This is a genomic window from Pedococcus aerophilus (genome assembly GCF_039532215.1).
GTDB classification, from domain to species: Bacteria; Actinomycetota; Actinomycetes; order Actinomycetales; family Dermatophilaceae; genus Pedococcus; species Pedococcus aerophilus.
In genome coordinates, this window is record NZ_BAAARN010000004.1 from 161364 (window position 1) to 187373 (window position 26010).

Annotated in this window: 24 protein-coding genes; 18 read left to right on the top strand and 6 right to left on the bottom strand. The window is 71.3% G+C overall.

Translation table 11 applies throughout. The annotated features are described in order from the left end of the window. The first annotated feature begins 10 nt into the window (after nucleotides 1-10). Together ileS and ABD286_RS15345 are read left to right on the top strand one after the other, a co-directional pair. Nucleotides 11-3319 (top strand): isoleucine--tRNA ligase, encoded by a 3309-nt coding sequence (ileS, locus tag ABD286_RS15340; protein WP_344195504.1) that lies wholly within the window; start codon nucleotides 11-13, stop codon nucleotides 3317-3319. A 114-nt stretch (nucleotides 3320-3433) separates the two neighbouring features. Continuing rightward, complete coding sequence (locus ABD286_RS15345; protein ID WP_344195506.1) at nucleotides 3434-4759, top strand: bifunctional folylpolyglutamate synthase/dihydrofolate synthase; 1326 nt, start codon at nucleotides 3434-3436, stop codon at nucleotides 4757-4759. 79 nt (nucleotides 4760-4838) lie between these two features. Here ABD286_RS15345 and ABD286_RS15350 read toward each other — a convergent pair whose 3' ends face one another. Continuing rightward, nucleotides 4839-4970, bottom strand: a complete 132-nt coding sequence (locus ABD286_RS15350; RefSeq protein ID WP_344195037.1) for a hypothetical protein — start codon at nucleotides 4968-4970, stop codon at nucleotides 4839-4841. Between the two features lie 176 nt (nucleotides 4971-5146). Between ABD286_RS15350 and ABD286_RS15355 the strand changes: the two genes are divergently transcribed. Further along, nucleotides 5147-5536 (top strand): DUF4233 domain-containing protein, encoded by a 390-nt coding sequence (locus tag ABD286_RS15355; protein WP_344195039.1) that lies wholly within the window; start codon nucleotides 5147-5149, stop codon nucleotides 5534-5536. Here ABD286_RS15355 and ABD286_RS15360 read toward each other — a convergent pair. Continuing rightward, nucleotides 5533-6150, bottom strand: coding sequence for a DUF998 domain-containing protein (locus ABD286_RS15360; protein ID WP_344195041.1), 618 nt, complete (start codon nucleotides 6148-6150; stop codon nucleotides 5533-5535). The genes ABD286_RS15355 and ABD286_RS15360 overlap by 4 nt on opposite strands. Nucleotides 6151-6193: 43 nt before the next feature. Between ABD286_RS15360 and ndk the strand changes: the two genes are divergently transcribed. Further along, complete coding sequence (ndk, locus tag ABD286_RS15365) at nucleotides 6194-6622, top strand: nucleoside-diphosphate kinase (RefSeq protein ID WP_344195043.1); 429 nt, start codon at nucleotides 6194-6196, stop codon at nucleotides 6620-6622. 12 nt (nucleotides 6623-6634) lie between these two features. On the opposite strand, the gene ABD286_RS15370 is transcribed toward ndk, so the two are convergent. Beyond that, nucleotides 6635-7156, bottom strand: coding sequence for a MarR family winged helix-turn-helix transcriptional regulator (locus ABD286_RS15370; protein ID WP_344195045.1), 522 nt, complete (start codon nucleotides 7154-7156; stop codon nucleotides 6635-6637). Nucleotides 7157-7237: 81 nt separating this feature from the next. On the opposite strand from ABD286_RS15370, the gene ABD286_RS15375 reads away from it, so the two are divergent. The 14 genes from ABD286_RS15375 (at nucleotide 7238) to ABD286_RS15440 (ending at nucleotide 24317) form a co-directional block, all read left to right on the top strand. After that, a complete protein-coding gene (locus tag ABD286_RS15375) occupies nucleotides 7238-8530 on the top strand; it encodes an MFS transporter (RefSeq protein ID WP_344195047.1) in 1293 nt (430 codons plus the stop codon). Between the two features lie 77 nt (nucleotides 8531-8607). Then, nucleotides 8608-9654, top strand: coding sequence for a rod shape-determining protein (gene mreB / locus ABD286_RS15380; RefSeq protein WP_344195049.1), 1047 nt, complete (start codon nucleotides 8608-8610; stop codon nucleotides 9652-9654). Nucleotides 9655-9744: 90 nt separating this feature from the next. Further along, the gene (mreC, locus tag ABD286_RS15385; protein WP_344195051.1) at nucleotides 9745-10524 is read left to right on the top strand and encodes a rod shape-determining protein MreC; all 780 of its coding nucleotides are present in this window, start codon (nucleotides 9745-9747) and stop codon (nucleotides 10522-10524) included. Continuing rightward, on the top strand, nucleotides 10521-11030 hold the full coding sequence (locus ABD286_RS15390; RefSeq protein WP_344195053.1) for a rod shape-determining protein MreD: 510 nt from the start codon (nucleotides 10521-10523) through the stop codon (nucleotides 11028-11030). The genes mreC and ABD286_RS15390 overlap by 4 nt, the downstream gene beginning before the upstream one ends. Further along, nucleotides 11027-13126: a penicillin-binding protein 2 gene (gene mrdA / locus ABD286_RS15395; protein WP_344195055.1), complete on the top strand. Its 2100-nt coding sequence runs from the start codon at nucleotides 11027-11029 to the stop codon at nucleotides 13124-13126. Before ABD286_RS15390 ends, mrdA begins: the two co-directional genes overlap by 4 nt. Before the next feature lie 42 nt (nucleotides 13127-13168). Next, entirely contained in the window at nucleotides 13169-14566 is a 1398-nt protein-coding gene (gene lpdA, locus ABD286_RS15400) for a dihydrolipoyl dehydrogenase (RefSeq protein ID WP_344195057.1), read from the top strand. Nucleotides 14567-14588: 22 nt separating this feature from the next. Continuing rightward, complete coding sequence (locus tag ABD286_RS15405; protein ID WP_344195059.1) at nucleotides 14589-15164, top strand: GNAT family N-acetyltransferase; 576 nt, start codon at nucleotides 14589-14591, stop codon at nucleotides 15162-15164. A gap of 363 nt (nucleotides 15165-15527) precedes the next feature. Next, nucleotides 15528-16067, top strand: coding sequence for a helix-turn-helix domain-containing protein (locus ABD286_RS15410; RefSeq protein WP_344195061.1), 540 nt, complete (start codon nucleotides 15528-15530; stop codon nucleotides 16065-16067). A 121-nt stretch (nucleotides 16068-16188) separates the two neighbouring features. Then, a complete protein-coding gene (gene rpsO, locus ABD286_RS15415) occupies nucleotides 16189-16458 on the top strand; it encodes a 30S ribosomal protein S15 (RefSeq protein WP_344195063.1) in 270 nt (89 codons plus the stop codon). A gap of 170 nt (nucleotides 16459-16628) precedes the next feature. After that, complete coding sequence (locus ABD286_RS15420) at nucleotides 16629-19043, top strand: polyribonucleotide nucleotidyltransferase (protein WP_344195065.1); 2415 nt, start codon at nucleotides 16629-16631, stop codon at nucleotides 19041-19043. Between the two features lie 153 nt (nucleotides 19044-19196). After that, nucleotides 19197-20420, top strand: a complete 1224-nt coding sequence (locus ABD286_RS15425) for an NAD(P)/FAD-dependent oxidoreductase (RefSeq protein WP_344195067.1) — start codon at nucleotides 19197-19199, stop codon at nucleotides 20418-20420. Between the two features lie 132 nt (nucleotides 20421-20552). Further along, nucleotides 20553-23129, top strand: coding sequence for an ExeM/NucH family extracellular endonuclease (locus ABD286_RS15430; protein ID WP_344195068.1), 2577 nt, complete (start codon nucleotides 20553-20555; stop codon nucleotides 23127-23129). Between the two features lie 87 nt (nucleotides 23130-23216). Next, nucleotides 23217-23969: a 4-hydroxy-tetrahydrodipicolinate reductase gene (dapB, locus tag ABD286_RS15435; RefSeq protein WP_344195069.1), complete on the top strand. Its 753-nt coding sequence runs from the start codon at nucleotides 23217-23219 to the stop codon at nucleotides 23967-23969. Then, nucleotides 23970-24317: a hypothetical protein gene (locus tag ABD286_RS15440; RefSeq protein WP_344195071.1), complete on the top strand. Its 348-nt coding sequence runs from the start codon at nucleotides 23970-23972 to the stop codon at nucleotides 24315-24317. It abuts the gene before it with no gap. Here the strand turns inward: ABD286_RS15440 and ABD286_RS15445 are convergent. From ABD286_RS15445 to ABD286_RS15455, 3 genes are read right to left on the bottom strand one after another with little or no spacing between them, the layout of a single operon-like run. Continuing rightward, complete coding sequence (locus ABD286_RS15445; protein WP_344195073.1) at nucleotides 24314-24628, bottom strand: AzlD domain-containing protein; 315 nt, start codon at nucleotides 24626-24628, stop codon at nucleotides 24314-24316. The two genes, ABD286_RS15440 and ABD286_RS15445, sit on opposite strands and share 4 nt — an antisense overlap. After that, complete coding sequence (locus tag ABD286_RS15450; protein ID WP_344195075.1) at nucleotides 24625-25374, bottom strand: AzlC family ABC transporter permease; 750 nt, start codon at nucleotides 25372-25374, stop codon at nucleotides 24625-24627. The genes ABD286_RS15445 and ABD286_RS15450 overlap by 4 nt, the downstream gene beginning before the upstream one ends. Further along, nucleotides 25371-26000 carry a GNAT family N-acetyltransferase gene (locus ABD286_RS15455; RefSeq protein WP_344195077.1) on the bottom strand — a complete coding sequence of 210 codons (630 nt, stop codon included), beginning with the start codon at nucleotides 25998-26000 and terminating at the stop codon, nucleotides 25371-25373. Before ABD286_RS15455 ends, ABD286_RS15450 begins: the two co-directional genes overlap by 4 nt. Between the last annotated feature and the right edge of the window lie 10 nt (nucleotides 26001-26010).

Consider the following 26010-nt stretch of genomic DNA (forward strand, 5'->3'; position numbering starts at 1 on the left):
CCTCGCCACCATGACCTACCCGAAGGTCTCCAGTGCAGCCCCCGACGACGCCGTGAGCACCACCGGCACGACGCAGTGGGTGCCCGCCTCGCCCCGCTTCCCGCAGATCGAGGAGCGCATCCTCAAGTACTGGGACGAGGACGGCACGTTCATCGCCTCCGTCGAGAACCGCTCCGCCGGCCAGGACGGCGACAACGAGTTCGTCTTCTACGACGGCCCGCCCTTCGCCAACGGCCTGCCGCACTACGGCCACCTGCTCACCGGCTACGTCAAGGACCTCATCCCGCGCTACCAGACGATGCGCGGGCGCCGGGTCGAGCGTCGGTTCGGCTGGGACACCCACGGCCTGCCCGCCGAGCTCGAGGCGATGAGTCAGCTCGGCATCAAGACCAAGGACGAGATCCTCGAGCTCGGCATCGAGACGTTCAACGCCAAGTGCCGCGAGTCGGTGCTGAAGTACACCGACGACTGGCGCGAGTACGTCACCCGTCAGGCGCGCTGGGTCGACTTCGACAACGACTACAAGACGCTCGAGCCCGACTACATGGAGTCGGTCATCTGGGCGTTCAAGCAGCTGCACGACAAGGGCCTGGTCTACGAGGGCTTCCGCGTGCTGCCCTACTGCTGGAACGACCAGACGCCGCTGTCCAACCACGAGCTGCGCATGGACGACGACGTCTACCAGAACCGCCAGGACCCGGCCGTCACCGTCGGCCTGCGCCTCGAGACCGGCGAGCTCGCCCTGGTCTGGACGACGACGCCGTGGACCCTGCCGGCGAACCTCGGGATCATGGTCGGCCCCGACATCGACTACGTCGTCGTGGAGTCCGACGTCACCGGGACCACGGAGCGCTACGTCATCGGCGAGGCCCGGCTCGCGGCCTACGCGAAGGACCTCTTCGGCGCGGACGAGAAGGATCCCGCCTCCCGGGTCGTCGAGCGCCTCAAGGGCAGCGACCTCGTCGGCCGGTCGTTCACACCGCCGTTCGACTATTACCTCGGCCACGACAAGGCGCACCGCGTCTTCCCAGCGGACTTCGTCACCACCGAGGACGGCACCGGGCTGGTGCACACCGCCGGCGCCTTCGGTGAGGAGGACAAGATCGTCACCGACGCGGCTGGCATCGAGCCGGTCATCCCGGTCGGTCCCGACGGCTGCTTCACCTTCCCCGTCACCGACTACGAGGGCGTCCAGGTCTTCGACGCCAACCCGATGGTCATCGAGCACCTCAAGAACCGCACGCGTGGCGAGGGGCCGACCGGCGCCGTCACCCCGGGCACGGTCCTGCTGCGCCGCGAGACCTACGACCACTCCTACCCGCACTGCTGGCGCTGCCGCCAGCCGCTGATCTACATGGCCGTCTCGAGCTGGTTCGTCGAGGTCACCAAGATCAAGGCGCGCATGCTCGAGCTCAACGAGCAGATCGACTGGACCCCGGACCACATCAAGCACGGGCAGTTCGGCAAGTGGCTGGAGAACGCCCGCGACTGGTCGATCTCGCGAAACCGCTTCTGGGGCAGCCCGATCCCGGTGTGGAAGTCCGACAACCCCGAGTTCCCGCGCATGGACGTCTACGGGTCGTTCGCCGAGCTCGAGGCCGACTTCGGTGTCGAGGTGAAGGACCTGCACCGGCCCTTCATCGACGACCTCACCCGGCCGAACCCCGACGACCCCAGTGGCCAGTCCACGATGCGCCGGGTCGAGGACGTCCTCGACGTGTGGTTCGACTCGGGCTCGATGTCGTTCGCGCAGGTGCACTACCCGTTCGAGAACGCGGAGTGGTTCGAGCACCACTTCCCAGGCGACTTCATCGTCGAGTACATCGGCCAGACGCGTGGCTGGTTCTACACCCTGCACGTCCTGGCCACGGCGCTGTTCGACCGGCCGGCGTTCTCGTCGTGCGTGAGCCACGGCATCGTCCTGGGCTCCGACGGCCAGAAGATGAGCAAGTCCCTGCGCAACTACCCCGACGTGCGCGAGGTCTTCGACCGCGACGGGGCCGACGCGATGCGCTGGTTCCTCATGAGCAGCCCGATCCTGCGCGGCGGCAACCTCGTCGTCACCGAGCAGGGCATCCGTGACGGGGTGCGCCAGGTGCTCATCCCGCTGTGGAACACCTGGTACTTCTTCTCGTTGTACGCCAACGCCTTCAACGGGGGCGCGGGCTACGAGGCGAAGTGGTCGACGTCCTCGACCGATCCGCTCGACCGCTACCTGCTGGCCAAGCTCGGGCAGTACGTCCAGACGATGCAGGACCAGCTCGACCGCTACGAGGTGGCCAACGCCTGCGAGACCACGCGCGGCTTCCTCGACGTGCTCACCAACTGGTACGTCCGTCGGTCCCGCGAGCGGTTCTGGGACACCGGCGCCGGGCAGGGTGGGGGAGCGACCGAGCAGGCCTTCGACACGCTCTACACCGCGCTCGAGGTCGTCTGCCGGGTCGCCGCGCCACTGCTGCCGCTGACGACCGAGGAGATCTGGCGCGGCCTGACCGGCGGCCGCTCGGTGCACCTCGCCGACTGGCCGGAGGCGACCGACCTGCCCCAGGACGACGCGCTCGTCGCCGGCATGGATCGTGCCCGCGACGTCTGCTCCGTCGCGTCGTCGCTGCGCAAGGCCGGCGGCCTGCGCAATCGGCTGCCGCTGAACGACCTCACCGTCGTGGTGCCGGACGCGTTGTCCCTCAAGGACTTCGGCGCCATCGTCGCGGACGAGGTCAACGTCCGCACGGTGTCCCTGCGTGACATCTCCGAGGCCAGCCAGGCCGACTTCGGCATCACGCAGCGGCTCACGGTCAACGCCCGTGCGGCCGGCCCGCGCCTGGGGCGCGACGTCCAGCTCGCCATCAAGGGCAGCAAGTCCGGCGACTGGTCGGTCGCCGAGGACGGCATGGTCACCTCGGGGGGGCTCGACCTCGTCGAGGGGGAGTACACCCTCGAGACGGTCGTCGACTCGGGTGCCCAGGGTGGTTCGCAGGCGACCGCGATGCTGCCCGGCGGCGGGTTCGTCGTCCTCGACACCGCGGTCACCCCCGAGCTCGCCGCCGAGGGCTTGGCCCGCGACGTCGTCCGCGCGGTCCAGCAGGCGCGGCGTGACGCCGGTCTCGAGGTCAGCGACCGGATCTCGCTCACCGTCACGGGCAGCCAGGCGGTCTGGGAGGCGACGGTCGCCCATCAGGCGCTCATCGTCGAGGAGACGCTGGCCACCCAGTTCGGCAGCGCCCCGCAGCTCGAGGCCCTGCCCGAGCGCGCCGACGTCGTGCAGGCCACCGTCGGTGACGGCGAGCCCGTGCGCATCAAGGTGATGAAGCTGTCATGACCCTACGCGCCATACCGCCAGCTGCCCGCCCCCACGCCCAGGAAGGAACCCCCCGTGCCCGCTCCTGACTCAGCCCAGCGCGAGGCCGCGCGCAACCTCGAGCTCGTGCGCCGGATGCGCGAGGTGGAGGAGGCGATCCTCGCCCGAGCCCCCGAGCACGACCTCCAGCCCAGCCTCGACCGGATCGCCGCGGTCATGGAGCTGCTCGGCGACCCGCAGCGCAGCTACCCCGTCATCCACCTCACCGGCACCAACGGCAAGACGTCGACGACGCGGATCATCGACACCCTGCTCACCGAGATGGGGCTGCGCACGGGCCGGTTCACCTCCCCGCACCTGCACAGCGTCCGCGAGCGGATCGCGCTGGCCGGCGAGCCGATCAGCCGCGAGAAGTTCCTGGCCGCCTACGACGACGTCCTCCCGTTCATCGAGATGGTGGACGTGAAGTCGGTGGCCGAGGGCGGCCCGCGGATGACCTACTTCGAGGTGCTCGTGGCGGTCGCGTATGCCGCGTTCGCCGACGCCCCGGTGGACGTCGCCATCGTGGAGGTCGGGCTCGGCGGGAGCTGGGACGCGACGAACGTCGCCGACGGTTCGGTCGCCGTGGTCACGCCGATCTCGCTCGACCACCAGCACTTCCTGGGCAACGACGTCGTCGACATCGCCACCGAGAAGTCGGGGATCATCAAGGCTGACGCGGTCGCCGTCATCGGCACGCAGGAGCCGGACGTCGCGCAGGTCCTCATCGAGCGCGGTGAGGAGGTCCGTGCGCGGATGACGTTCGAGGGCAACGACTTCGGACTCCTCACGCGCGAGGTGGCCGTCGGCGGGCAGCAGATCTCGATCCGCGGTCTCGGGGGCGACTACGAGGACCTCTTCCTCCCGCTGCACGGCGCCCACCAGGCCCACAACGCGACCCTGGCGCTCGTCGCCGTCGAGGCGTTCGTCGGTGGCGGCGAGCAGCGGCTCGAACCCGACGTGGTGCGGGCAGGTCTCGCCCGCGCGGCGTCACCGGGCCGGTTGGAGATCGTCCGCCGGTCGCCCACCGTCATCGTCGACTCGGCGCACAACCCGGCCGGCGCGCTGGCGCTGCGCCAGGCGCTCGAGGACTCCTTCACCTTCGCCAAGGTGGTCGGCGTCATCGCGATCCTCAAGGACAAGGACGCCACCGAGATGCTCGAGGCGCTCGAGCCGGTGCTCGACCACGTGGTCGTGTCGCGCACCACGTCGCCACGCGCGATGCGGCCCGACGACCTCGGGGAGCTCGCGGTGGACATCTTCGGGGAGGACCGCGTCACCGTGGTCCAGGACCTCCCTGACGCGCTGGACGTCGCTGCCGGCCTCGCCGACGAGGGCGGCATGAGCGGTGGGGTCGTGGCCACCGGTTCGGTGACGACCGCGGCCGAGGTGCGCATGCTCGTCGGCACCACCGACGTCTGAGCGCTCCCCGCACCGCCGGGTTCGGGGGCAGCAGCGTGAGCTCGGCTCGCCACTGTGCCCCCGAACCCGGGATGAGCGACTACTTCTTGCCGATGGAACCCACGTCGCTGTGGTTCTTGGCGTCGGCCTTCGCGTGCTTCTCGGCGCGCTTCTCCTTGATGGACTTGCTCGCCTTCTTGGCCAGGTTCTGTCTCGGTGACTTGTCGGCCATGGCTGTGCTCCCAGCGCTAGGAAGCCTGAGTGGCTCCGTGCCTCGACAGTACGCCCGCACAGGACGGCTTAGGCTCGTCCCATGCACCCCATCACCAAGCTGATCCTGCTGGTGGCCGTCGTCGCCGTGGCGTTCTGGCTGCTGACGAAGTTCCGCGACAACGGGCGGAACCGCCGGTGAAGGGGATCGTCCTGTACGGCACCCTCGGCAAGTTCACCTGGCGGATGCTGGCGACGGTGCTGGCCGGCCAGGGGATCGTGGTGTTCCTCGGCGCCCTCGTGGCCCGGGGGATCGCCGTCTCCGAGGGGGACGAGGGGTCCGGATGGCTGTGGGTCGGGACGGGCCTGGCGGTGCTGTGCTTCCTCGCTGCCGGGGTGATGCGTCGCCCCTGGGGCGTGACGCTGGGATGGCTGATCCAGGCCGCCACCTTCGCCGCGGCATTCGTCGTCCCGGCGATGCTGATCGTCGGGGTCCTCTTCCTGGTGCTGTGGGTCGGCTCGCTGGTGATCTGTCACCGCGTCGAGCAGGAGCAGGCCCGCCGCCAGCAGGAGGCGGCCTCCGCCTAGCGGCGCGTGCTCGCCCGGTGCAGGGCGACGGCCGCGAGGGGGAGCCAGAGCTTCGCCGGCCAGATGGCCAGCCGCTCGACGGCTCCCGACCACGTGTCGGACCCGAGCAGCAGCCCGAACGCCGCCGCACCGGCGATCGCAGCGACGGCGAGCGCCGTGCCGACCACCCGCAGCCGACCACGGGTCAGCAACCGGGCGTGCAGCAGGAGGGCCAGCGGCTGCGCCACGAACACCGGCAGCGCGACGAGGGAGTGCAGCACCGGGTGGGTGTCGACCGGTGCCAGGCCCACCCCGACGGAGAAGACTCCCGCCACCACCCAGAGCCAGCCGACGGCCCGTTCCCGTGTGGTCGCCCCGCGCAGGAGCGGTATGGCGCCGACCGCCTGGAGGATGCCGAAGCCGATGAAGGCGACGTTCATGGCCCACGGAGCCGACGAGCACCCCGTCGCGTCAGGGGAGTCGCAGCTCGTGCCCAGCGCGCTGATCGTGTCGTCGGACAAGGAGTAGCCGACGCCGGCGAGCAGGGCGAGCAGGACCTCGGCGGCGAGGTAGGCCGGCTGGGCCAGCCACGCGGCATACGGGATCGTCCTGGTGGTCCCGCTCGTCGCTCGCACACCGCGACGCTAGTGCCCGCGCGGGCTGGGTAGGCTGGCGGGCGTGACGACGCAGATCGAACGTTCCCTGGTCCTGGTCAAGCCCGACGGTTTCGCCCGCGGCCTCTCCGGCGAGGTCCTGCGCCGCATCGAGGCGAAGGGCTACACCCTCGCCGCGCTCGCGGTGACGACCCCCACCGGTGAGCAGCTGGCCGAGCACTACGCCGAGCACGAGGGCAAGCCCTTCTACGAGCCGCTCGTGGAGTTCATGTCCAGCGGCCCGGTGACGGCGATCGTCATCGAGGGCAATCGCTGCATCGAAGGCTTCCGCGCCCTCGCCGGCGCCACCGACCCGACCGCGGCGCTGCCCGGCACGATCCGTGGCGACCTCGGTCGCGACTGGGGCAAGAAGGTCCAGGAGAACATCGTGCACGGCTCGGACTCCCCGGAGTCGGCCGCCCGCGAGATCGCGATCTGGTTCCCGAACCTCTGACCCCACACCGTCCTACGCGGTCTCGATCTCGTCGAGGCCGCTGATCACCACCTCGAGGAGCGCGGCCAGCTGGTCGCGCTCCTCGCGTTTGAGCCCCGCGAGCACGTCGGACTCCACGACGTTCGCCTCGCGCACCGCCGCCTCGAAGAGCTCCCACCCCTGGGTGGTGAGCTCGACGAGCACGCGGGTGCGGTTCTCGGGGTCGGGGGAGCGGCGGACCAGGCCGCGCTCGGTCATCTTGTCGAGCCGGTGGGTCATCGACGAGGCGGCGACGTTGCTCGCGTCGGCGAGCTGCGAGGGGGTGACCGGCCGGCCCTCGGACGTTGCCAGGACCGCGATGACGGACCACTCTCCGTGGGAGAGGTCGAGGTCGGCGAGCTGCCGGGTGTACCACTGGTCGAGCTTGCGGCTGAGCGAGTTCACGGCCGTGATGACGCGCTGGACCGATTCGTCACCGCCCGCCGCGACGTAGCTGGCCACCGCCTCCTGGTACTGCTCGCGGACGCTGCGCGCTGCCTTCTTCCTCGCTGCCATGGGGTCATTCTGGCATGGCTCTTTCGGATGCTAAGATTTCGATATCGAAATATTAGACCTCGAAGAACTGTTGAAGACACCATGCGCGCCCGACTCCTGATCCTCGCCTCCGCCATCGCCATGCTCGGCTGGGGCACCGTCCTGCCCTACCAGTACGCCTATGCCGCCGACACCCGTGGCTGGGGCGCGCTGCTCGCCGCCGCGGCCTCGAGCCTGTTCTCCGTCGGCGCGCTGCTCGCCGCCCCCGTGGGTGGTCGCCTCGCCGACCGCGTGTCGCCGGTGCTCGTCGCCGTGGGCGCCAAGGTCATCGCCGCCGCCGGTGCGGCCTCGCTGATCTGGGCGGACAGCCCGACCGCGTTCCTCGTCGGCATGTTCGTCTTCGGCCTCGGCATCACCGCGGCGAACCCCGCCCAGTCGGTCCTGGTGCTGCAGTGGGTCGGCGGGCACGACCGCCGCAAGGTCTTCGCGTGGCAGTTCACCGGGCAGGCCCTGGGCATGGCCGTGGGCGCCTTCGCCGCCGGCTACGTCGTCGACCTCGACCGTGCCGACGGCATGTGGCCGGCCTTCGCCACCGCCGGTGGCGGGTTCCTCGTCTCCGCCGCGCTCCTCCTGGTCGCCGGTATGGCGCGCTGGGGCGCCGCTCCGGGCGTGGACGCAGGTGCCGAGCTGGGTGTGGGCTCGGGTACTGCGGCTGTCGGTGGCGCCGCGCACGAGCCGGTGCGCCAGGCCAGCCCCCGGGAGGCGCTGCGTGCCATCTGGGCCATCCCGGCCCTGCGGTGGACGGCTCTGATCACGGTCACCCTGGCCCTGGGGTTCTACGCCCAGTTCGAGTCCGGGCTGCCCGCCTACGCCCTGACCGTCCTGCACGTCGACGAGACCACCATCGGCCTCGCCGCAGCCGTGAACTGCGTCGTGATCATCGCCCTGCAGATGCTGGTCGTGCGCCTCACGGCCAACCGCAGCGGCGCGACCCTGCTCATGGGGGTCGGCCTGATCTGGACCGTGTCCTGGCTCGTGCTCGCCGCCTCGGCGCTCGCACCGCAGCTGGCCGCCGTCCTGTTCGTCACGACCTTCGGCATCTTCGCCGTCGGCGAGACGATGTACGCGCCCGTGCTCAACCCGCTCACGGCCAGCCTCGCCCCGTCGGGCCTGGTCGGCACCACCCTGGGGATGTTCACGGCGCTGCAGACCGGGTTCTCCGCAGTCGGTCCGCTCGTGGCCGGGGTCATCCTCGGCGCCGGCCTGGGCAGCCTGTTCATCGGGCTGCACGTGGCGATCAGCCTGCTCGCCGTCTTCGGCGCCTGGCGGCTGCGGGCCACCCTCAAGGCCCCGGTTGCCGCGCCCCGCGCGGTCGAGGCGCAGCTCGTCGCCTGAGCCGCGCGCCATACCCGGTCCGGCGCACCCGGCGCGGCAGCGAGGTGGGTCGGGGCACCCCGCGTAGCATCGCGACCGTGAGCGGGACGGGTGGTTGGTCGAGGGGCTGGACGGGCTGGGGCAGGGACCTCGCCATCGACCTCGGGACCGCCAACACCCTCGTCTACGAACGCGGCCGCGGGGTCGTCCTCGACGAGCCGTCGGTCGTCGCCATCCAGGCCGGCACGCACACCCTGCTGGCCGCGGGGACGCGGGCCAAGGAGATGCTGGGCCGTACGCCCGGGCACGTCCAGGCGGTGCGTCCGCTGGCCGACGGCGTCATCTCCGACGCCGAGGTGACCGAGCGGATGCTGCGCTACTTCGTCGACCAGGTCCGCCCGTCGCGGCTGTTCCGTCCCCGCATGGTGGTCTGCGTCCCGAGCGAGGTGACCGGCGTCGAGCGCCGCGCCCTCGAGGACGCCGCCGTGCGTGCCGGGGCCCGCCGGGTCTACGTCATCGAGGAGCCGATGGCCGCCGCGATCGGCGCCGACCTGCCCGTCAACGACACCGCCGCCTCGATGGTCGTCGACATCGGCGGCGGCACCACCGACGTCGCCGTCATCAGCCTCGGTGGCATCGTGACGTCGCGCTCGCTGCGGGTCGGCGGCGACGAGCTCGACGAGGCGATCATCGCCCACGTGAAGAGCGAGTACTCGTTGCTGCTGGGGGAGCGCAGCGCCGAGGACATCAAGATCGCCGCCGGTTCGGCGTTCCCGCTGCGGGAGGAGACGAGCACGCGCGTCCGCGGCCGCGACCTCGTCACCGGCCTGCCCAAGACGGTCACCATCTCCAGCCCCGAGGTGCGCCGTGCCATCGAGGGCCCCCTGCTCCAGATCGTCGAGCTCGTGCGCGCCACCCTCGACGTCTGCCCGCCAGAGCTCGCCGGCGACGTCCTCGACCGCGGCATCACCCTGACCGGTGGCGGCGCGCTGCTGCCCGGGCTCGACGTGCGGCTGCGCCACGAGCTCGGGGTCCCGGTGAGCGTGGCGAACGACCCGTTGCGCGCCGTGGTGCGCGGTTCGGGCCGCTGCATCGAGGAGTTCGGGACGCTCGAGCGCGTCCTGGTCGACACCCGCCGCTTCTGACCCATGCCCCGACCCCGTCCGCTGTCGCCGCCACGCTCGCCCGGCCGTCCACCGCACAGCGACCGCTCCCGGCGCCTCCTGGTGTCGTCGGTGGTGCTGACCCTGCTGGTGCTGGTGGCCGACCTCGCCGGGGCCCCCGGCACCGGGGCGGTCCGGACCGCGGCCGGGACGGTGTTCGGCCCGGTCGAGGGGTGGTTGCGGCCGGCAGCCTCCCGGGACGACCCCGGCGTGCGCGGGACCCGAGCGGCGACCGACGCCGACACCACTGCTGCCCGGGCGGCGGAGGCGGCGGCGTTCCAGCGGCTGCTCAAGGCCCCCGAGACGACCGGCCGCGCGTTCGTCCCCGCCCGGGTGGTGGGGGTCGGCCGTAGCGGGGCCGGTGGCCCCGAGCGCGTCACCATCGACGCCGGGTCGAAAGACGGCCTGCGCGTCGACCTCGCCGTGGTCAACGCCGACGGACTCGTCGGGCGCGTGGTCGCCGTGGCGCCCTGGACGGCTGACGTCCTCCTCGTCGGTGCCGCCGACCTGACGGTCTCCGTCCGCGTCGGGTCGGGGGTCCTCGGCTCGGTGGGCAGCGGGGCGACCGGCCCGCGCAGGCAGGCCCCCGGCGACCTGACCCTGACGCCCGTGCAGCGCGGTCGCCTGTCACGCGGCGACGTGGTGACCACGCTCGGGAGCCTCGACGGGACGCCATACCTGCCCGGCCTGCGGGTGGGCACGGTCACGGCGGTGGACGCCGACCCGGCCGCCCTCGTCCCGACCGCCGGGGTCGCCCCCGCCGTCGACGTCACCACCCTTGACGTCGTCGGGGTGCTCGTCAGCCCGACGCGGAACACTCCCCGGACACCCGCCACCGGGAGCGCCGGATGAGTGCGGCAGCGCCCCTGACCTCCGGCGCGGGTCGCGTCCGTGTCGCTCGCGCGCTCGCGCTCGCGACCGTCGCCGTCCTGGCCGTGTCCGTCGCGGCCCGCACGCCCATGCTCCTGCCCGACCTCGTCCTGCCGCTGGTCGTGGCGGGGGCGCTCGTCGGCGGCCCGGTCCGCGGCTCGCTCGTCGGCCTCGCCGCGGGGTGGCTCGTCGACCTCGTCCCGCCCGGTGCGGTGGTTCTCGGCACCGGTGCCCTGACGTATGCCGCGTGCGGCCTCCTCGCCGGGGCCGGTCGCCGCGAGGGGCTGGCCTCGTGGCCGTGGGTCGCCGCCGTGGGTGTCCTCGCCTCGGTGCTGCTCGGCGTCGCAGGACTCCTCGTCGGGGTGCTGTCGGGGGCGGTCGTGTCCGTGGCCGACTCCGCCGTCCGGCTGGTCCTCACGGCGGCGCTGTGCGCCCTCGTCGTCCCCGTGCTGGTGCGGGTCGAGCAGCACCTGCGAGCCCGGTCGTGAGCCGGTTCGGGGCGGGGCTGCGACAGCGTCGCGGTGCGGCCCGACGCCGCTGGGCCGCACCGGTCCGCGCGCCGCGTCGTGCGACGCCGGCTGGGTCGTCGGGTCGGTCGCCGCGGCCCTCGCCCGCCCGGGTCTGGGTGTTCGGGCTGGTGGCGCTGAGCCTGGTCGGCGCGCTGCTCGGGCGCCTCGGGCAGGTGCAGATCGGTGAGCACGCGGAGTACGAGCGCGCAGCCGCCACCCTCAACACCCGCACGGTGACCGAGCCGGCGGTCCGGGGGCGCATCCTCGACCGCACCGGCCGTCCGCTGGCCGACAACTCGACGCAGACCGCGGTGTCCGTGGAACGAGGGGTGCTCGCCGACGCCGACGACGGCGGTCGGGCCCTCGTGCAGCGGCTGGCGTCCGCGTTGGGCGTCCCGTTCGACGAGCTGTGGGGCCGCACGCAGCTGTGCGGTGCCCCCGGCGCCCCACCGCAACCGGTCTGCTGGGCCGGGTCGCCGTACGTGCCCGTGCCCCTGCTCTCCGGGGCCGACCCGACCCGCGCGCTGGGACTGCTGGAGCACCCGGACACCTACCCCGGTGTCACCGTCACCGCCCAACCCGTCCGCGACTACCCGCAGTCCGACGTCAACGCGGCCCACGTCCTCGGCTACCTCGGTCGGGCCTCGGAGCAGGACGTCACCGGGTCGAAGGGACGGCTGTCCGGGCTGGACCTCGTCGGCCGGGCGGGGCTGGAGCAGCAGTACGACGCGCAGCTGCGCGGGGTGCCCGGTGTCGACGTCGTGTCCCTCGACCCGCGCGGCGTGGTCAACGGTGAGGTGTCGAGCACCGCGCCGGTGCCGGGCCGGGACCTCGTCACCAACCTCGACGCCCGCGTCCAGGCTGCCGCCGAGTCGGCCCTGCAGTCCGCAGCGACGTCGGCGCGCAGCCGCGGGTACGCCGCCGACTCCGGTGCCGCCGTCGTCCTCGACGTGACCAACGGAGCCGTCGTCGCGGCAGCGAGCTACCCGACCTACGACCCCGCCGTGTGGACCGGTGGCATCTCGAGCAAGGACCTCGCCTCCCTGACCAGCGCAGCCGCCGGGACGCCCCTGGTGTCGCGGGTGACGGCCGGCGCGTACCCACCGGCCTCGACCTTCAAGGTCGTCAGCCTCCCGGCCGCCGTCGAGGCGGGCAACGACCTCCGCGGCACCTACGAGTGCGGGTCGAGCTACACGATCGGCAACCGCAAGTTCGCGAACTACGAGTCCCGCGCCTACGGCCCCATCGACCTTCGGTACGCGATGGTCGTCAGCTGCGACACGATCTTCTACGACTTCGCCTACCGCTCGTGGCTCGCGCAGGGCGGCCTCGAGGCGAAGACCGATGCCGCCGATCCCTTCGTCGCGATGTCCAAGGAGTTCGGCCTCGGAGCCGCCACCGGCATCGACCTGCCGGGGGAGCAGCCCGGGCGGATCCCCGACCGCGCGACGAAGCAGGCCACGTGGGAGGCAACGCGGGCCGACACCTGCGCCCGCGCCCGGACCGGCTACCCCGAGGTCGCCGCCACGGACCCCAGCCGCGCGGCATACCTCAAGTCCCTGGCGGTGGAGAACTGTCGCACCGGCTTCCAGTTCCGTGCCGGTGACGCCGCGAACTTCGCGATCGGCCAGGGCGACACCTCCGTCACCCCGCTGCAGATGGCGCGGGTGTATGCGGCCATCGCCAACGGCGGGACGTTGTGGACTCCGCAGGTGGCCAAGGGATTCCGGGCGCCGGGTGGGACCCTGCAGCCCATCGCGCCGAAGGTCGCGGGACGGGTCACCTTCCCTGCGGGGACGTTGCCCTTCCTCCAGGACTCGCTCGTGGGGGTGGTGGACCAGGGGACGGCGGTTGCCGCGTTCCGGGGGTTCCCGCGCGACCAGTGGCCGGTGGCGGGAAAGACCGGGACGGGGGAGGTGTTCGGCAAGCAGGACACGGCGTGGTTCGTCTCCTACGCACCGGCCGACGAGCCGAGGTACGCAGTCGCCGTCGTCGTGTCCCAGGGCGGCACCGGGGGCTCGACCGCGGCCCCCGCCGGTCGCCGGATCCACGACGTCCTGCGCACCCTGCGCTGACCACCGGTGGGGGACCGCGGCCGCACTCAGTAGGCTGCCGCCATGGCTGACTTCGATGTGGTGGTGCTCGGTGCTGGTCCCGGTGGGTACGTCGCGGCGATCCGCGCGTCCCAGCTCGGCAAGAAGGTGGCGGTCGTCGAGAAGAAGTACTGGGGCGGTGTCTGCCTCAACGTCGGCTGCATCCCGTCCAAGGCCCTGATCAAGAACGCCGAGCTCGCGCACACGCTCCAGCACGACAAGGAGCTCTTCGGCATCGAGGGCGACGCCACCATGAAGTACGGCGTCACCCACGCCCGCTCGCGCAAGGTGTCGGCCGGCATCGTCAAGGGCGTCCACTTCCTCATGAAGAAGAACAAGATCGAGGAGGTCGACGGCTGGGGCACCCTCACCTCGGCGTCGTCGATGGATGTCGCCCTCAACGACGGCTCCACCCGACAGCTCACCTTTGACAAGCTCATCATCGCCGCCGGTGCCGTCACCCGGATGCTGCCGGGCGTCGAGGTCAGCGAGAACGTCGTCACCTACGAGGAGCAGATCCTCGACGAGAACCTCCCCGGCTCCATCATCATCGCCGGGTCCGGTGCCATCGGTGTCGAGTTCGCCTACGTGATGAAGAACTTCGGGGTCGACGTGACCGTCGTCGAGTTCCTCGACCGCATGGTCCCGACCGAGGACGAAGAGGTCTCCAAGGAGCTCGCCAAGCACTACAAGAAGCTCGGCGTGAAGGTCATGCTCGGCACCAAGGTCGAGTCCGTCGAGGACACCGGCTCCGGTGTGCGCGTCACGGTCTCGCCCGCCAAGGGCGGCGACCAGCAGGTGCTCGAGGCCGACAAGCTGCTCTCGGCCATCGGGTTCGCCCCGCGCACCGAGGGCTACGGCCTCGAGGCCGCCGGTGTGAAGCTCACCGAGCGTGGCGCCGTCGAGATCGACGAGTACTGCCGCACCAACGTCGAGAACGTCTACGCGATCGGCGACTGCACGGCCAAGCTCATGCTCGCCCACGTGGCGGAGGCCCAGGGCGTCGTCGCCGCCGAGCACCTCGCCGGCGCCGAGACCATGCCCGTCGAGTACGACTTCATCCCGCGAGCGACCTACTGCCACCCGCAGATCGCGTCGTTCGGCTACACCGAGGCGCAGGCCAAGGAGAAGGGGTTCGACGTCAAGGTCGCCAAGTTCCCGTTCTCCGCCAACGGCAAGGCGATGGGTCTCGGCGACGCCGTCGGGTTCGTCAAGATCGTGGCCGACGCGACGCACAACGAGATCATCGGTGCCCACCTCATCGGCCCCGACGTCACCGAGCTCCTGCCCGTGCTGACCCTGGCCCAGAAGTGGGACCTCACCGCGGACGAGGTCGCCCGCAACGTGTTCGCCCACCCGACGCTGTCCGAGGCCGTCAAGGAGGCCGTCGAGGGCATCGCCGGCCACATGATCAACCTCTGACGGAGACCTTCGTATGGCGCGGGTGAGCCTGCCGATCACGACCGACCGGCTCGTGCTGCGCAGCTTCCGACCGGGGGACGAGGACGACGTCTTCGCCTACCGGTCGGTGGCGTCGGTGGTGCGGTACATCCCCGGCGAGCCCAAGACGCGCGAGCAGGTCGAGGACCTCGTGTCCGAGCGCGCGACCGCGGGCAGGATCGACGAGCAACACCCGAACCTCACGCTCGCCGTCGAGCTCGACGGACGGGTCATCGGTGACGTCCTGCTCCTGCTCGCCGGGCCGGACGGTGCGGACGGCAAGCAGGCCGAGATCGGCTGGGTGTTCGCCCCCGACGTCGCCGGCAACGGCTACGCGACCGAGGCTGCCCGGGCGATCACCGACGTCGCCTTCCGCGAGGTGGGGGTGCATCGCGTCTGGGCCGAGCTCGAGCCCGAGAACACCGCGTCGGCCCGCGTCTGCGAGCGCCTCGGCATGCGCCGCGAAGCGGTGTTCGTCAAGGGGTCCTGGTTCAAGGAGCGCTGGACCGACCTCGCCATCTACGCCCTCCTCGAGGACGAGTGGCCGACGTCGGCTGCCACTTCCGCGCCCGCTCCCTGACTGGGCCACCGCCACTCGCCACGAGTACTGCTCGTTACGCCACTCGTCACGATGCCGTGGAGGTCGGGGGCCATCCGGCTGAGACGGAAGTATTGCTGGCACTACGTCACTGAACGCGCGATGCGTTCAGTGACGTAGTGCGAGCCAGAGCTATACGCCGAGAGGGGAACCCGGCCGCCATAGGGCGACATCCGGCAGCCGGAGGGGGAACCCGGCCGCCCGAGGGGAACCCCGCGCCTTGTCGTGCGGTTCCACTTGGCTACGTCGCTCGCTGTCCTGTCGGACCTGCCCGGGACGATTGTGTTCGGGCAGCCCAGAGGCGTGCCGACGTCGGGGATCGGGCCAGGGGATGGGGGTAGCGAAGTGGATCAGTTCGACTCGGCGGGGTACCTGGTGCGAGCCAGGCGCGTGGCACAGCTCAGCCAGCGGGAGATGGCGGACCACGTGGGCGTGGCACAGTCCACGCTGGGAGGCTACGAAGCGGGGGCTCGAAAGGTGCCGGCGCACTTGCTCGACGCCATACTCGCCATTGCGGGCCTAAGGCTGGCAGTGGTCGACGCGTCGGGCCGGGTCGTCGAGCCGTTTTCCGCCGACGCGGTGCGTGACAACGCGGGACGGCGCTTCCCCGCGCACCTCGAGGTCCAACCACCGGACCGGCTGCCACGCGAGGCGCTGAGGGCGCCGCGCTACGACCGCCGGCCACCCAAGGCTTGGTACCACCTGAGAGGGTCGCACGAGGTCGACACCACGGGGCCTGACCGGCTCGACCACCCGACACAGCTCGAGCTCGCCGCCCGACAGCGCAGTCTGCGGACCGCCGGAGCGAGAAGGCTCAAGGCGCTGCGGGAGGAGCGAGCCGCGAGCACGGATCGTGCTCAGGAGGGGGAGGGCCACGGCGATTAGGGTGCTCCTGCGCCCGCTGGTAGCCTTGGCACTGCCGTAGACCGGCCGCGGATCCAGAGAGCCCAGGTGAACCAGCCCTGAGGCACCGCGCAACGATTCCACGAAGGAGCAGTGTCGACCCATGCCGTTGAGCACCGACGTCAAGCAGAAGATCATGTCCGAGCACGCCACGCACGAGGGCGACACCGGTTCCCCCGAGGTCCAGATCGCCCTGCTCACGCAGCGCATCCTCGACCTGACGGAGCACTCGCGCCAGCACAAGCACGACCACCACAGCCGCCGTGGGCTGCTGCTGCTGGTCGGCCAGCGCCGCCGGCTCCTGCGCTACCTGGAGAGCGTCGACGTCGAGCGTTACCGCTCGCTGATCAAGAAGCTCGGTCTGCGCCGCTGAACATCCGACAGGGACGGTCCTCCACGAGGGCCGTCCCTGTCGCATGGGGCCCGGCACTGCTGCCGGACACCCGCACCATCCAGCACGACCGCACCACCAGTACGAACAGAAGAACACCCGTGCACAACGACGATGCACGCGGATGCAGAGACACAAAGAAGGAGGGCCCAATGGAGGGTCCAGAGATCCAGTTCGCCGAAGCCACCATCGACAACGGCTCGTTCGGCACCCGTACGGTCCGGTTCGAGACCGGACGCCTGGCCAAGCAGGCCGGCGGCGCCGTCGCCGCCTACCTGGACGAGGACACGATGCTCCTCTCCACCACCACCGCCGGGAAGCACCCGCGCGAGGGATTCGACTTCTTCCCCCTGACGGTCGACGTCGAGGAGCGGATGTATGCCGCGGGCAAGATCCCCGGTTCGTTCTTCCGTCGTGAGGGCCGCCCCTCCACCGACGCGATCCTCACCTGCCGCCTGATCGACCGCCCGCTGCGCCCGACCTTCACCAAGGGTCTGCGCAACGAGGTCCAGGTCGTCATCTCGGTGCTCGCGCTCAACCCCGACCACCAGTACGACGTGCTCGCCATCAACGCGGCCAGCGCCTCCACGCAGATCTCGGGTCTGCCCTTCTCCGGTCCGATCGGTGGCGTCCGCGTCTCCCTGATCGACGGCCAGTGGGTCGCCTTCCCGAACTTCTCCGACATCGAGCGCTCCACGTTCGACATGGTCGTCGCCGGCCGTGTCGCCGGTGACGACGTCGCGATCATGATGGTCGAGGCCGAGTCCACCGAGCAGACCTGGGACCTGGTCAAGAACGAGGGCAAGCAGGCTCCGACCGAAGAGGTCGTCGCCGAGGGCCTCGAGGCCTCCAAGAAGTTCATCAAGGCCCTGTGCGAGGCCCAGGCCGAGCTGGCGAGCAAGGCCGCCAAGCCCGTCCAGGAGTTCCCGATCTTCCTCGACTACGAGGACGACGCGTATGCCGCCGTCGAGGCTGCCACCGCGTCCGACCTGACGCAGGCGCTCACCATCGCCGGCAAGCAGGAGCGCGAGGAGCGCATCGACGAGATCAAGGACGCCGTCAAGGCTTCCCTCGCCGGTGAGGGCCAGCAGTTCGAGGGTCGCGACAAGGAGATCTCCGCGGCCTACAAGTCGGTGCAGAAGAAGCTGATCCGTCAGCGCATCCTGCGCGACAAGGTCCGCATCGACGGCCGTGGCCTCGCTGACATCCGCGCCCTGGGCGCCGAGGTCGAGGTCCTGCCCCGCGTCCACGGCTCGGCCCTGTTCGAGCGCGGCGAGACCCAGATCATGGGTGTCACCACGCTGAACATGCTCCGCATGGAGCAGCAGCTCGACACGTTGTCGCCGGTGACGCGCAAGCGTTACATGCACAACTACAACTTCCCGCCCTACTCCACCGGTGAGACCGGTCGGGTGGGTTCGCCGAAGCGCCGCGAGATCGGCCACGGCGCACTGGCGGAGCGGGCGCTCATGCCCGTCCTGCCGACGCGTGAGGAGTTCCCCTACGCGATCCGCCAGGTGTCCGAGGCCCTCGGCTCCAACGGGTCGACGTCCATGGGCTCGGTCTGCGCCTCCACCCTGTCGATGCTCAACGCCGGTGTGCCGCTGCGCGCGCCGGTCGCCGGCATCGCCATGGGCCTGGTGTCCGACGAGGTCGACGGCCAGACGCAGTACGCCGCGCTGACCGACATCCTCGGTGCCGAGGACGCGTTCGGTGACATGGACTTCAAGGTCGCCGGTACCCGCGAGTTCGTCACGGCCATCCAGCTCGACACCAAGCTCGACGGCATCCCCGCGTCGGTCCTGGCCGGCGCGCTGACCCAGGCCCGCGACGCGCGTCTGCACATCCTCGACGTCATGAACGAGGCCATCGACGTGCCGGACGAGATGAGCCCCTTCGCTCCTCGCGTCATCGCGGTGCAGGTCCCCGTCGACAAGATCGGCGAGGTCATCGGGCCGAAGGGCAAGATGATCAACCAGATCCAGGACGAGACCGGCGCCCAGATCTCCATCGAGGACGACGGCACCGTCTACATCGGCGCGACCGACGGTCCGTCGGCCGAGGCGGCGCGCGCGATGGTCAACGCCATCGCCAACCCGCAGATGCCGGAGGTCGGCGAGCGCTTCCTGGGCACCGTGGTCAAGACCACGACGTTCGGTGCGTTCATCTCCCTGCTGCCCGGCAAGGACGGCCTGCTGCACATCTCCGAGGTGCGCAAGCTCGTCGGTGGCAAGCGGATCGACAACGTCGACGACGTCCTCGCCGTCGGCCAGAAGGTCCAGGTCGAGCTCAAGGAGGTCGACCCGCGCGGCAAGCTGTCGCTGGCCGCCGTCCTGCCCGAGGGCGAGGGTGGCGACGCCGCTCCCGCCGCGGACGACGCTGCCGGCTCCGACGAGGCGCCCGAGTCCACCGACTCGAACGACTCGAACGACTCCGGCGAGGAGCGCGGCGACCGTCGCGATGGTGGTCGCAGCCGCAACCGCCGTCGTCGCGGTGGCGAGCGCTCGGACCGTGGCGACTCCGCCGAGGGCGCGGCTCCGGCCTCGTCCGAGGACGCTGCCAACTGACGCAGGACCCCAGCACGTCCCGGACGGGCCGGCCCACCTCACGGTGGGTCGGCCCGTTCGCTGTCCCGCGCCATACCGAGGGCATGTCGACATCGGGGAGGGGACGGGGGCGCCGGGGTTGCGCCCCGCCGCTGCCGAACGAATGCTGGGTCCATGGCTGATGAGCGCACGTTCGTGGTGGTCGGTGGTGGGCTCGCAGGAGCCAAGTCGGTGGAAGCGTTGCGGGACAAGGGTTTCGAGGGGCGTCTGATCCTCCTCGCCGGTGAGGACCACCTGCCCTACGAGCGCCCTCCGCTGTCCAAGGACTACCTCAAGACCGGCGAGGGCCTCGGTGACGCCTTCGTCCACGACCAGGACTGGTATGCCGCCCACGACATCGAGGTGCGGACCGGCACCGTGGTCACGTCGATCGACCGTGACTCCCACGTGGTGGTGACGGCGACGGGGGAGCGGGTCGGCTGGGACCGACTCCTGCTGGCGACCGGCAGCTCTCCACGTCACCTCGACCTGCTGGGGGCAGATCTCGACGGGGTGGTGTCACTGAGGACCATCGAGGACAGCGACCGGCTGCGTGGAGCGCTGGTGCAGGACGCGCGGGTGGTGCTCGTCGGCGGTGGCTGGATCGGGCTCGAGGTCGCGGCGGCTGCTCGCGAGGCCGGCTCGACCGTCACGGTGCTGGAGTCGCTCGACCTGCCCCTGGTGCGCGTCCTTGGCCCCACCGTCGCGACCGTCTTCGCCGACCTGCACCGCGAGCACGGTGTCGACCTGCGCACCGGGGTGCAGGTCGAGGAGCTGGTGGGGGAGGACGGCTCGGTCACGGGGGTTCGTCTCGCCGACGGATCGACCGTGCCGGCCGACCTCGTCGTCGTCGGGATCGGCGCCGTGCCGAACACGGCCCTCGCCGAGGACGCGGGTCTCGAGGTCGACAACGGCGTCGTGGCCGATGCCGTGGGGCGCACGAGCGACCCCGACGTCTTCGCCGTCGGTGACGTCGCCAACGTCGATCACCCGTTCCTGGGCCGCCTGGTCCGGGTCGAGCACTGGGCGAACGCGCTCAACCAGCCGGCCATAGTCACGGCGGCGATGCTCGACCAGTTCGGTCCCGAGCCGGAGCTGCCGTTCTTCTTCACCGACCAGTACGACCTCGGGATGGAGTACCACGGTCTCGGCGACCCGGAGGACGACGTCGTTGTTCGCGGCGACCTCGAGGGGCGGGAGTTCATCGCCTTCTGGCTCCGCGACGGGGTCGTCACTGCAGGGATGAACGTCAACGTCTGGGACGTCGGCGACGCCGTCAAGGGCTTGATCCGCTCGGGAAAGCAGGTCGACCGGGCGAAACTTGCCGACGGCCGCGTGTCGCTCGAGAACCTGACCTGACCTTTACCTTCTGGACGCCTTCCATACCTACTCCGGGGCATCTGTCCATGTTTGACTGCACCCTTGGCGCCGGGCCCGCATCCTTGGGCGGCGCGACTTTCTTCGAGAACAACTCGGGTGTGGAGGACTGCTGTGCGCGAACGCCGCAAGCAAATGATGGGGGCGGCGGGCGCGATCGCGCTCACCGCTGGTGTGGTCTCGGTGGCGACGAGTGCGCAGGCCGCACCGACGCCGTCGGCCAGTGTCGTGATCAACGAGGTGTACGGCGGCGGTGGCAACAGCGGCGCGACGTACAAGCAGGATTTCATTGAGCTGGCGAACACCACCAGCGCACCGATCAGCCTCACGGGATGGTCGGTGCAGTACGCGTCGTCCACCGGCGCGAACTGGGCGATCACCCCGCTGACGGGCACGCTGCCCGCGGGGGGCACCTACGTGGTCCGGGAGGCAGCGGGCACGGGCGGCACCACTGACGTCCCGTCCGACGTCGTCGGCACGATCGCCATGTCGGGCACCGGCGGCAAGGTCGCGCTCGTCAACACCGACGGTGCCCTGACCGGCTGCGGCGCCAAGTCGACGACCACCCCCTGTTCGGGCCTCCCGCAGGTCGTCGACTTCGTCGGCTACGGCTCGGCGAACGACTTCGCCGGCTCGGCCCCGACGGCGGTCACGAGCAACTCGACGTCGGCCAGCCGCAGCGCGACCCACGCCAACACGGCCGACAACGGTGCGGACTTCACCCTCGGCGCTCCCAGCCCGACGCCCGCGGGCACGCCTCCTCCGCCCCCGCCGCCGCCCGCCCCCGTGGCGAAGACCATCGCCGAGGTGCAGGGCACCGGCGCCACCTCGCCGCTCGTCGGCCAGGACGTCGTCGTCAAGGGCGTCGTCACGGCCGCCTACCCGACCGGGGGCCTCAACGGCTTCTTCCTCCAGACCCAGGGCACCGGCCCCGAGTCCCGCGCCGACGGCGCCTCCGACGCCGTCTTCGTCTTCCAGAGCGGCAGGGACGTGCCGCTGGACGCCGACGCCGTGGTCGGCAACTACGTGGAGGTGACCGGCGAGGTCAGCGAGTTCGGCGGCCTCACCGAGATCACCGCTGCCGCAGCCGACATCGTCGACGCCGGCACCGACTTCAGCGCCGTGCAGGCGCTGACCTCGGCCTGGCCGAGGACCGATGCGGGCCGTGAGTCCCTGGAGGGCATGCTCTTCCAGCCGACCGGCGCCTACACGGTGACCAACACGTTCGCCACCAACCAGTACGGCGAGGTGGGCCTCGCGTCCGGCACGACGCCGCTGCTCCAGAGCACCGAGGTCGCCGAGCCCGGTTCCGCCGAGGCCAAGGCCGTCGACGCCGACAACGCCGCGCGCAAGGTGACGCTCGACGACGGTGCCTCGAGCAACTTCACGGCAGCCAGCTACTCGGCCGCCACCTGTGGCACGCGCCCCACGCCGTGCCTGCTCAACGGTGACCAGACCCCGGCCTACGTCTCGAACACCGAGCCCGTCCGGGTCGGCGCCCCGGCGACGTTCACCGCCCCGGTCGTCGTCGACTACCGCTTCAACCTCTGGCGCTTCCAGCCGACCGCTCCCGTCGTCGGCCCGGAGAACACCGGTTCGCCGGTGACGTTCACCAACACCCGCACCGCGGCGCCCGACGAGGCGGACATCAACCAGCTCGGTGACGCCGACCTCAAGGTCGCGTCGTTCAACGTGCTGAACTACTTCACCGACCTCGGTGACGCGGACCCGGAGTGCCTCGCGTACTACGACCGCGACAGCAGCGGTGACACGGTGCGCGACGGCTGCGACCGTCGCGGTGCCTGGGACGCGGCCGACCTCGCCCGCCAGACCGAGAAGGAGGTGTCGGCGATCAACGCGCTCGACGCCGACGTCGTCGGGCTGATGGAGGTCGAGAACTCGGCCCGGTTCGGCCACTCGCGTGATGAGAGCCTGTCGCGACTCGTGGCGGCGCTGAACGCCGACGCGGGTCCCGGCACGTGGGCCTTCGTGCCCTCCTCGACAGACCTGCCGTCCGCGGACGAGCAGGACTTCATCACCTCGGCGATGATCTACAAGCCGGCCAACGTCATGCGCGTCGACCGTTCCCGTGCGCTGGGTGACCAGAGCGAGGACGGGCAGGCCTTCGGCAACGCGCGCGAGCCGATCGCCCAGACCTTCAAGAAGAAGACCGGCAAGGGCGACAAGTTCCTCTTCGTCGTCAACCACTTCAAGTCCAAGGGCTCGGCCGGTCCGTTCCCCGGCGACGCCGACTCCGGCGACGGCCAGGGCGCCTCGGTGACCAGCCGGATCCTGCAGGCCCAGGCCCTGCGCGACTGGGTGCCCGGTGTCGCTGCCGAGTACGGCGCCAAGGCCATCGTCATGGCCGGTGACTACAACTCGTACACGATGGAGGACCCGCTCGACGTCCTCTACGACGCCGGGTACACCGATGTGGGCTCGAAGTTCGACGACGGGCAGTACTCCTACTCGTTCTCCGGGCTGTCCGGGTCGCTGGACCACATCCTCGTCAACGCGGCGGGCCTGAAGATGTCCACGGGTGCCGACCACTGGAACATCAACTCCGGTGAGTCGCTGGCCCTGGAGTACAGCCGGTACAACTACCACGGCACCGACTTCCACGACCCCGGTCCCTACCGGTCCTCCGACCACGACCCCGTGGTCCTGGGCCTCAAGGCCTTCGTCAAGTAGGTCGCGACCCGTCGCACCACCACGCAGGACCGCGTATGGCGGGTCCGCCCCCTCGGGGGTGGGCCCGCCATCGCTACGCTGGCGCCCATGAGCGAGTCGACCAGGGTGGCCGTGATCGGTGCAGCCGGACGGATGGGTGCCGAGGTGTGCCGGGCCGTCGAGGGCGCGGACGACCTCACGCTGGTCGGCAGGTTCGACCAGGGTGATGACCTCGGCGACCTCGGGGGCGCGCAGGTCGTCGTCGAGTTCTCCGTCCCGGACGCCTCACCGGCCAACGTCCGCCACTGCGTCGAGCAGGGCGTGCACGTCGTCGTCGGCACGACCGGGTGGGACGAGGCGCGGCTGGGCTCGCTGCGCGGCACCCTCTCCGACCACGACGGCGTCGGTGTCCTCATCGCCCCCAACTTCGCCATCGGCGCGATCCTCATGATGCGGTTCGCGCAGGAGGCCGCACGGTTCTACGAGTCCGTCGAGGTCATCGAGCTGCACCACCCGGCCAAGGTGGACGCGCCGTCGGGCACCGCAGCCCGTACCGCCTCCCTCATCGCCGCCGCCCGCGCGGAGGCCGGCATCGGTGACGTCCCCGACGCCACCACCCAGGACCCGGACGGTGCCCGAGGGGCCCGCGTCGACGGCATACCGGTGCACTCCGTGCGGCTGCGCGGCCTGGTGGCGCACCAGGAGGTGCTGCTCGGCGGGGTGGGGGAGATGCTCACGCTGCGGCACGACTCGTTCGACCGGACGTCGTTCATGCCCGGTGTCCTCGCCGGCGTGCGCGCCGTCGGTGACCACCCGGGGCTGACGGTCGGCCTCGAGCACTTCCTCGGTCTGGACGACTGAGTGCGCGAGAAGGTCACCGCACTCATCACCCTCCTGGTGCTGGTGTTCTACTCCGCGACGATCGGGTGGCGCGGTGTCGCCCTCATCGCCGACGGCAGGTGTGCGTCGATCCTGCTGGGGCTCGGGGTCGTCCTCATCCCCGTCGTCGCCCTGCTCGCGATCCTCCCGCTGGTCAGGCTCGCGCGCGACGGGTCGCGGATGATGGCCCAGGCGGGCGAGTCCGGCGCCGAGGGCGAATGGGCCCGCGAGCTCGAGCAGGCGGAGGCCGCTCGGGTGGCCAAGGACCGCAAGAGCGAGCAGGCGCACTACCGCGCCGCCGTCCGCGCCTGGCGCGCGACCCAGCGCTAGGGCAGGCCGAGCAGGCGCAGGCCAGCCGCCACCGCGGCGGCCAGCACCACGACGACGATGAACGGTGCGCGCAGCAGCAGCGCGACGATGGCGACGCCGACGGCTGCCGCCCGCGAGTCCACGACCACGGCGCCCGACGACGAGGTCAACGTCTGGACCCCGACCAGCGCGGCGAGCAGGGCGATCGGCAGGGCCGAGGTGATGCGCGTCGTGCGTTCGCCGTCGAGCCAGCTCGCGGGCACGAGGTGGCCGACGTACTTGAGGGCGAAGGCGAGGGTGGACGCGACGAGCACCGCGGTCCAGGTGCTCAAGGCTGCTCCTCGCCGGCCCAGTGGTGCGGCGGGGCCGGGTCGCGGTGCGCACGGCGCCACAGCCCAGCCGCCAGCGCCGTCGTGGCTGCCACGAGGACAGGAACCCCCGCGGGCGCGTGCGGGGCCAGCAGGACGGCGATGACCGCGGCGGCGGCCGCGATGGCGAAGGCGTCGACGGACTTCAGCCGTGGCCAGAGCAGGGCGCAGAAGGCGGCAGCGGCTGCGGCGTCGAGGCCGTACGTGCGCGGGTCGCCCATGGCGTCACCGGCCAGTGCCCCGACGAGGGTCGTGAGGTTCCACAGGACGAAGACGCCGATCCCGGTGGCCCAGAAGCCGATCCGTCCGGCTGCTGCTTCGGGTTGGGCCACCCCGACGGCGGTCGACTCGTCGATGGTCAGCTGGGCCGCCGCGACCCTGCGGGGTCCCCGGACCCCGAGGAGTCGGGCCACCTGGAGGCCGTAGAGCCCGTTGCGGACCCCGAGGAGGGTCGAGGTGGCGATGGCGGCCGGCGCCCCGGCCGGACCCGCTGCGAGCACGCCGACGAACGCGAACTGCGAGCCGCCGGAGAACAGCAGCAGCGACAGCGCCTGCGTCTGCAGGATCGACAAGCCGGCAGCCACGGACAGCGCGCCGAAGCTGATGCCGTAGGCACCGGTCGCCACCGACACGGACAGCGACTGGCGCAGGACGGCCTGCCGGCGCTCGGGCGCGAGAGCCGGGACCGCGGAGGACCGGTCTGCCGTCACTGCCGTGCGGGATCAGGCTCGCCCTCAGGGCGGATGTCGGCGACGAGGCGCACCTCGCGGGCGGTCTGCCCGTCGGGGGAGACGACCCGGTCGCGGAACGCCCCGTCGGGGTGCAGGCCGGACGCCGTGAGGAAAGCCCGGGTCTGCTCGTCGGTGCTGAGCACCCACGCGTGCAGGGTGTCGGCACCGGCACCGCGCAGGGTGTCGACGGCGGCGTTGAGCAGGCGCGACCCGTGGCCGGCACGACGGGCCTCGGGGTGCACGCCCAGGGCCGAGACCTCGCCGGTGGCGCCGCCGGCGTCGGGGTCCTGGCTCGGGCCGATCGACGCGAACCCCACGACCTGGTCTCCGGCGCAGGCGGCGAGCAGCCGGTAGACGCCCTGCGGCGGCGAGGACAGCGACTGGCGCCACGCGCTGGCGAACGCGTTGGGCTCGAACGCCTCCAGCACCTCGGCGGGTACGACCCCCTCGTACGCCTCACGCCAGACGACGGCCTGGACGAAGCCGACCGCGGGGGCATCGGTCGCCCTGGCCGTGCGCACGCTCGCATCGGCCAGCGGTCCGCGGTCCTGCCCGTGCGAGGACGAGGTCGGGTGGTCGTGCGAGTGGTCGTGCGGCTGGCTCATGCCGGTCATC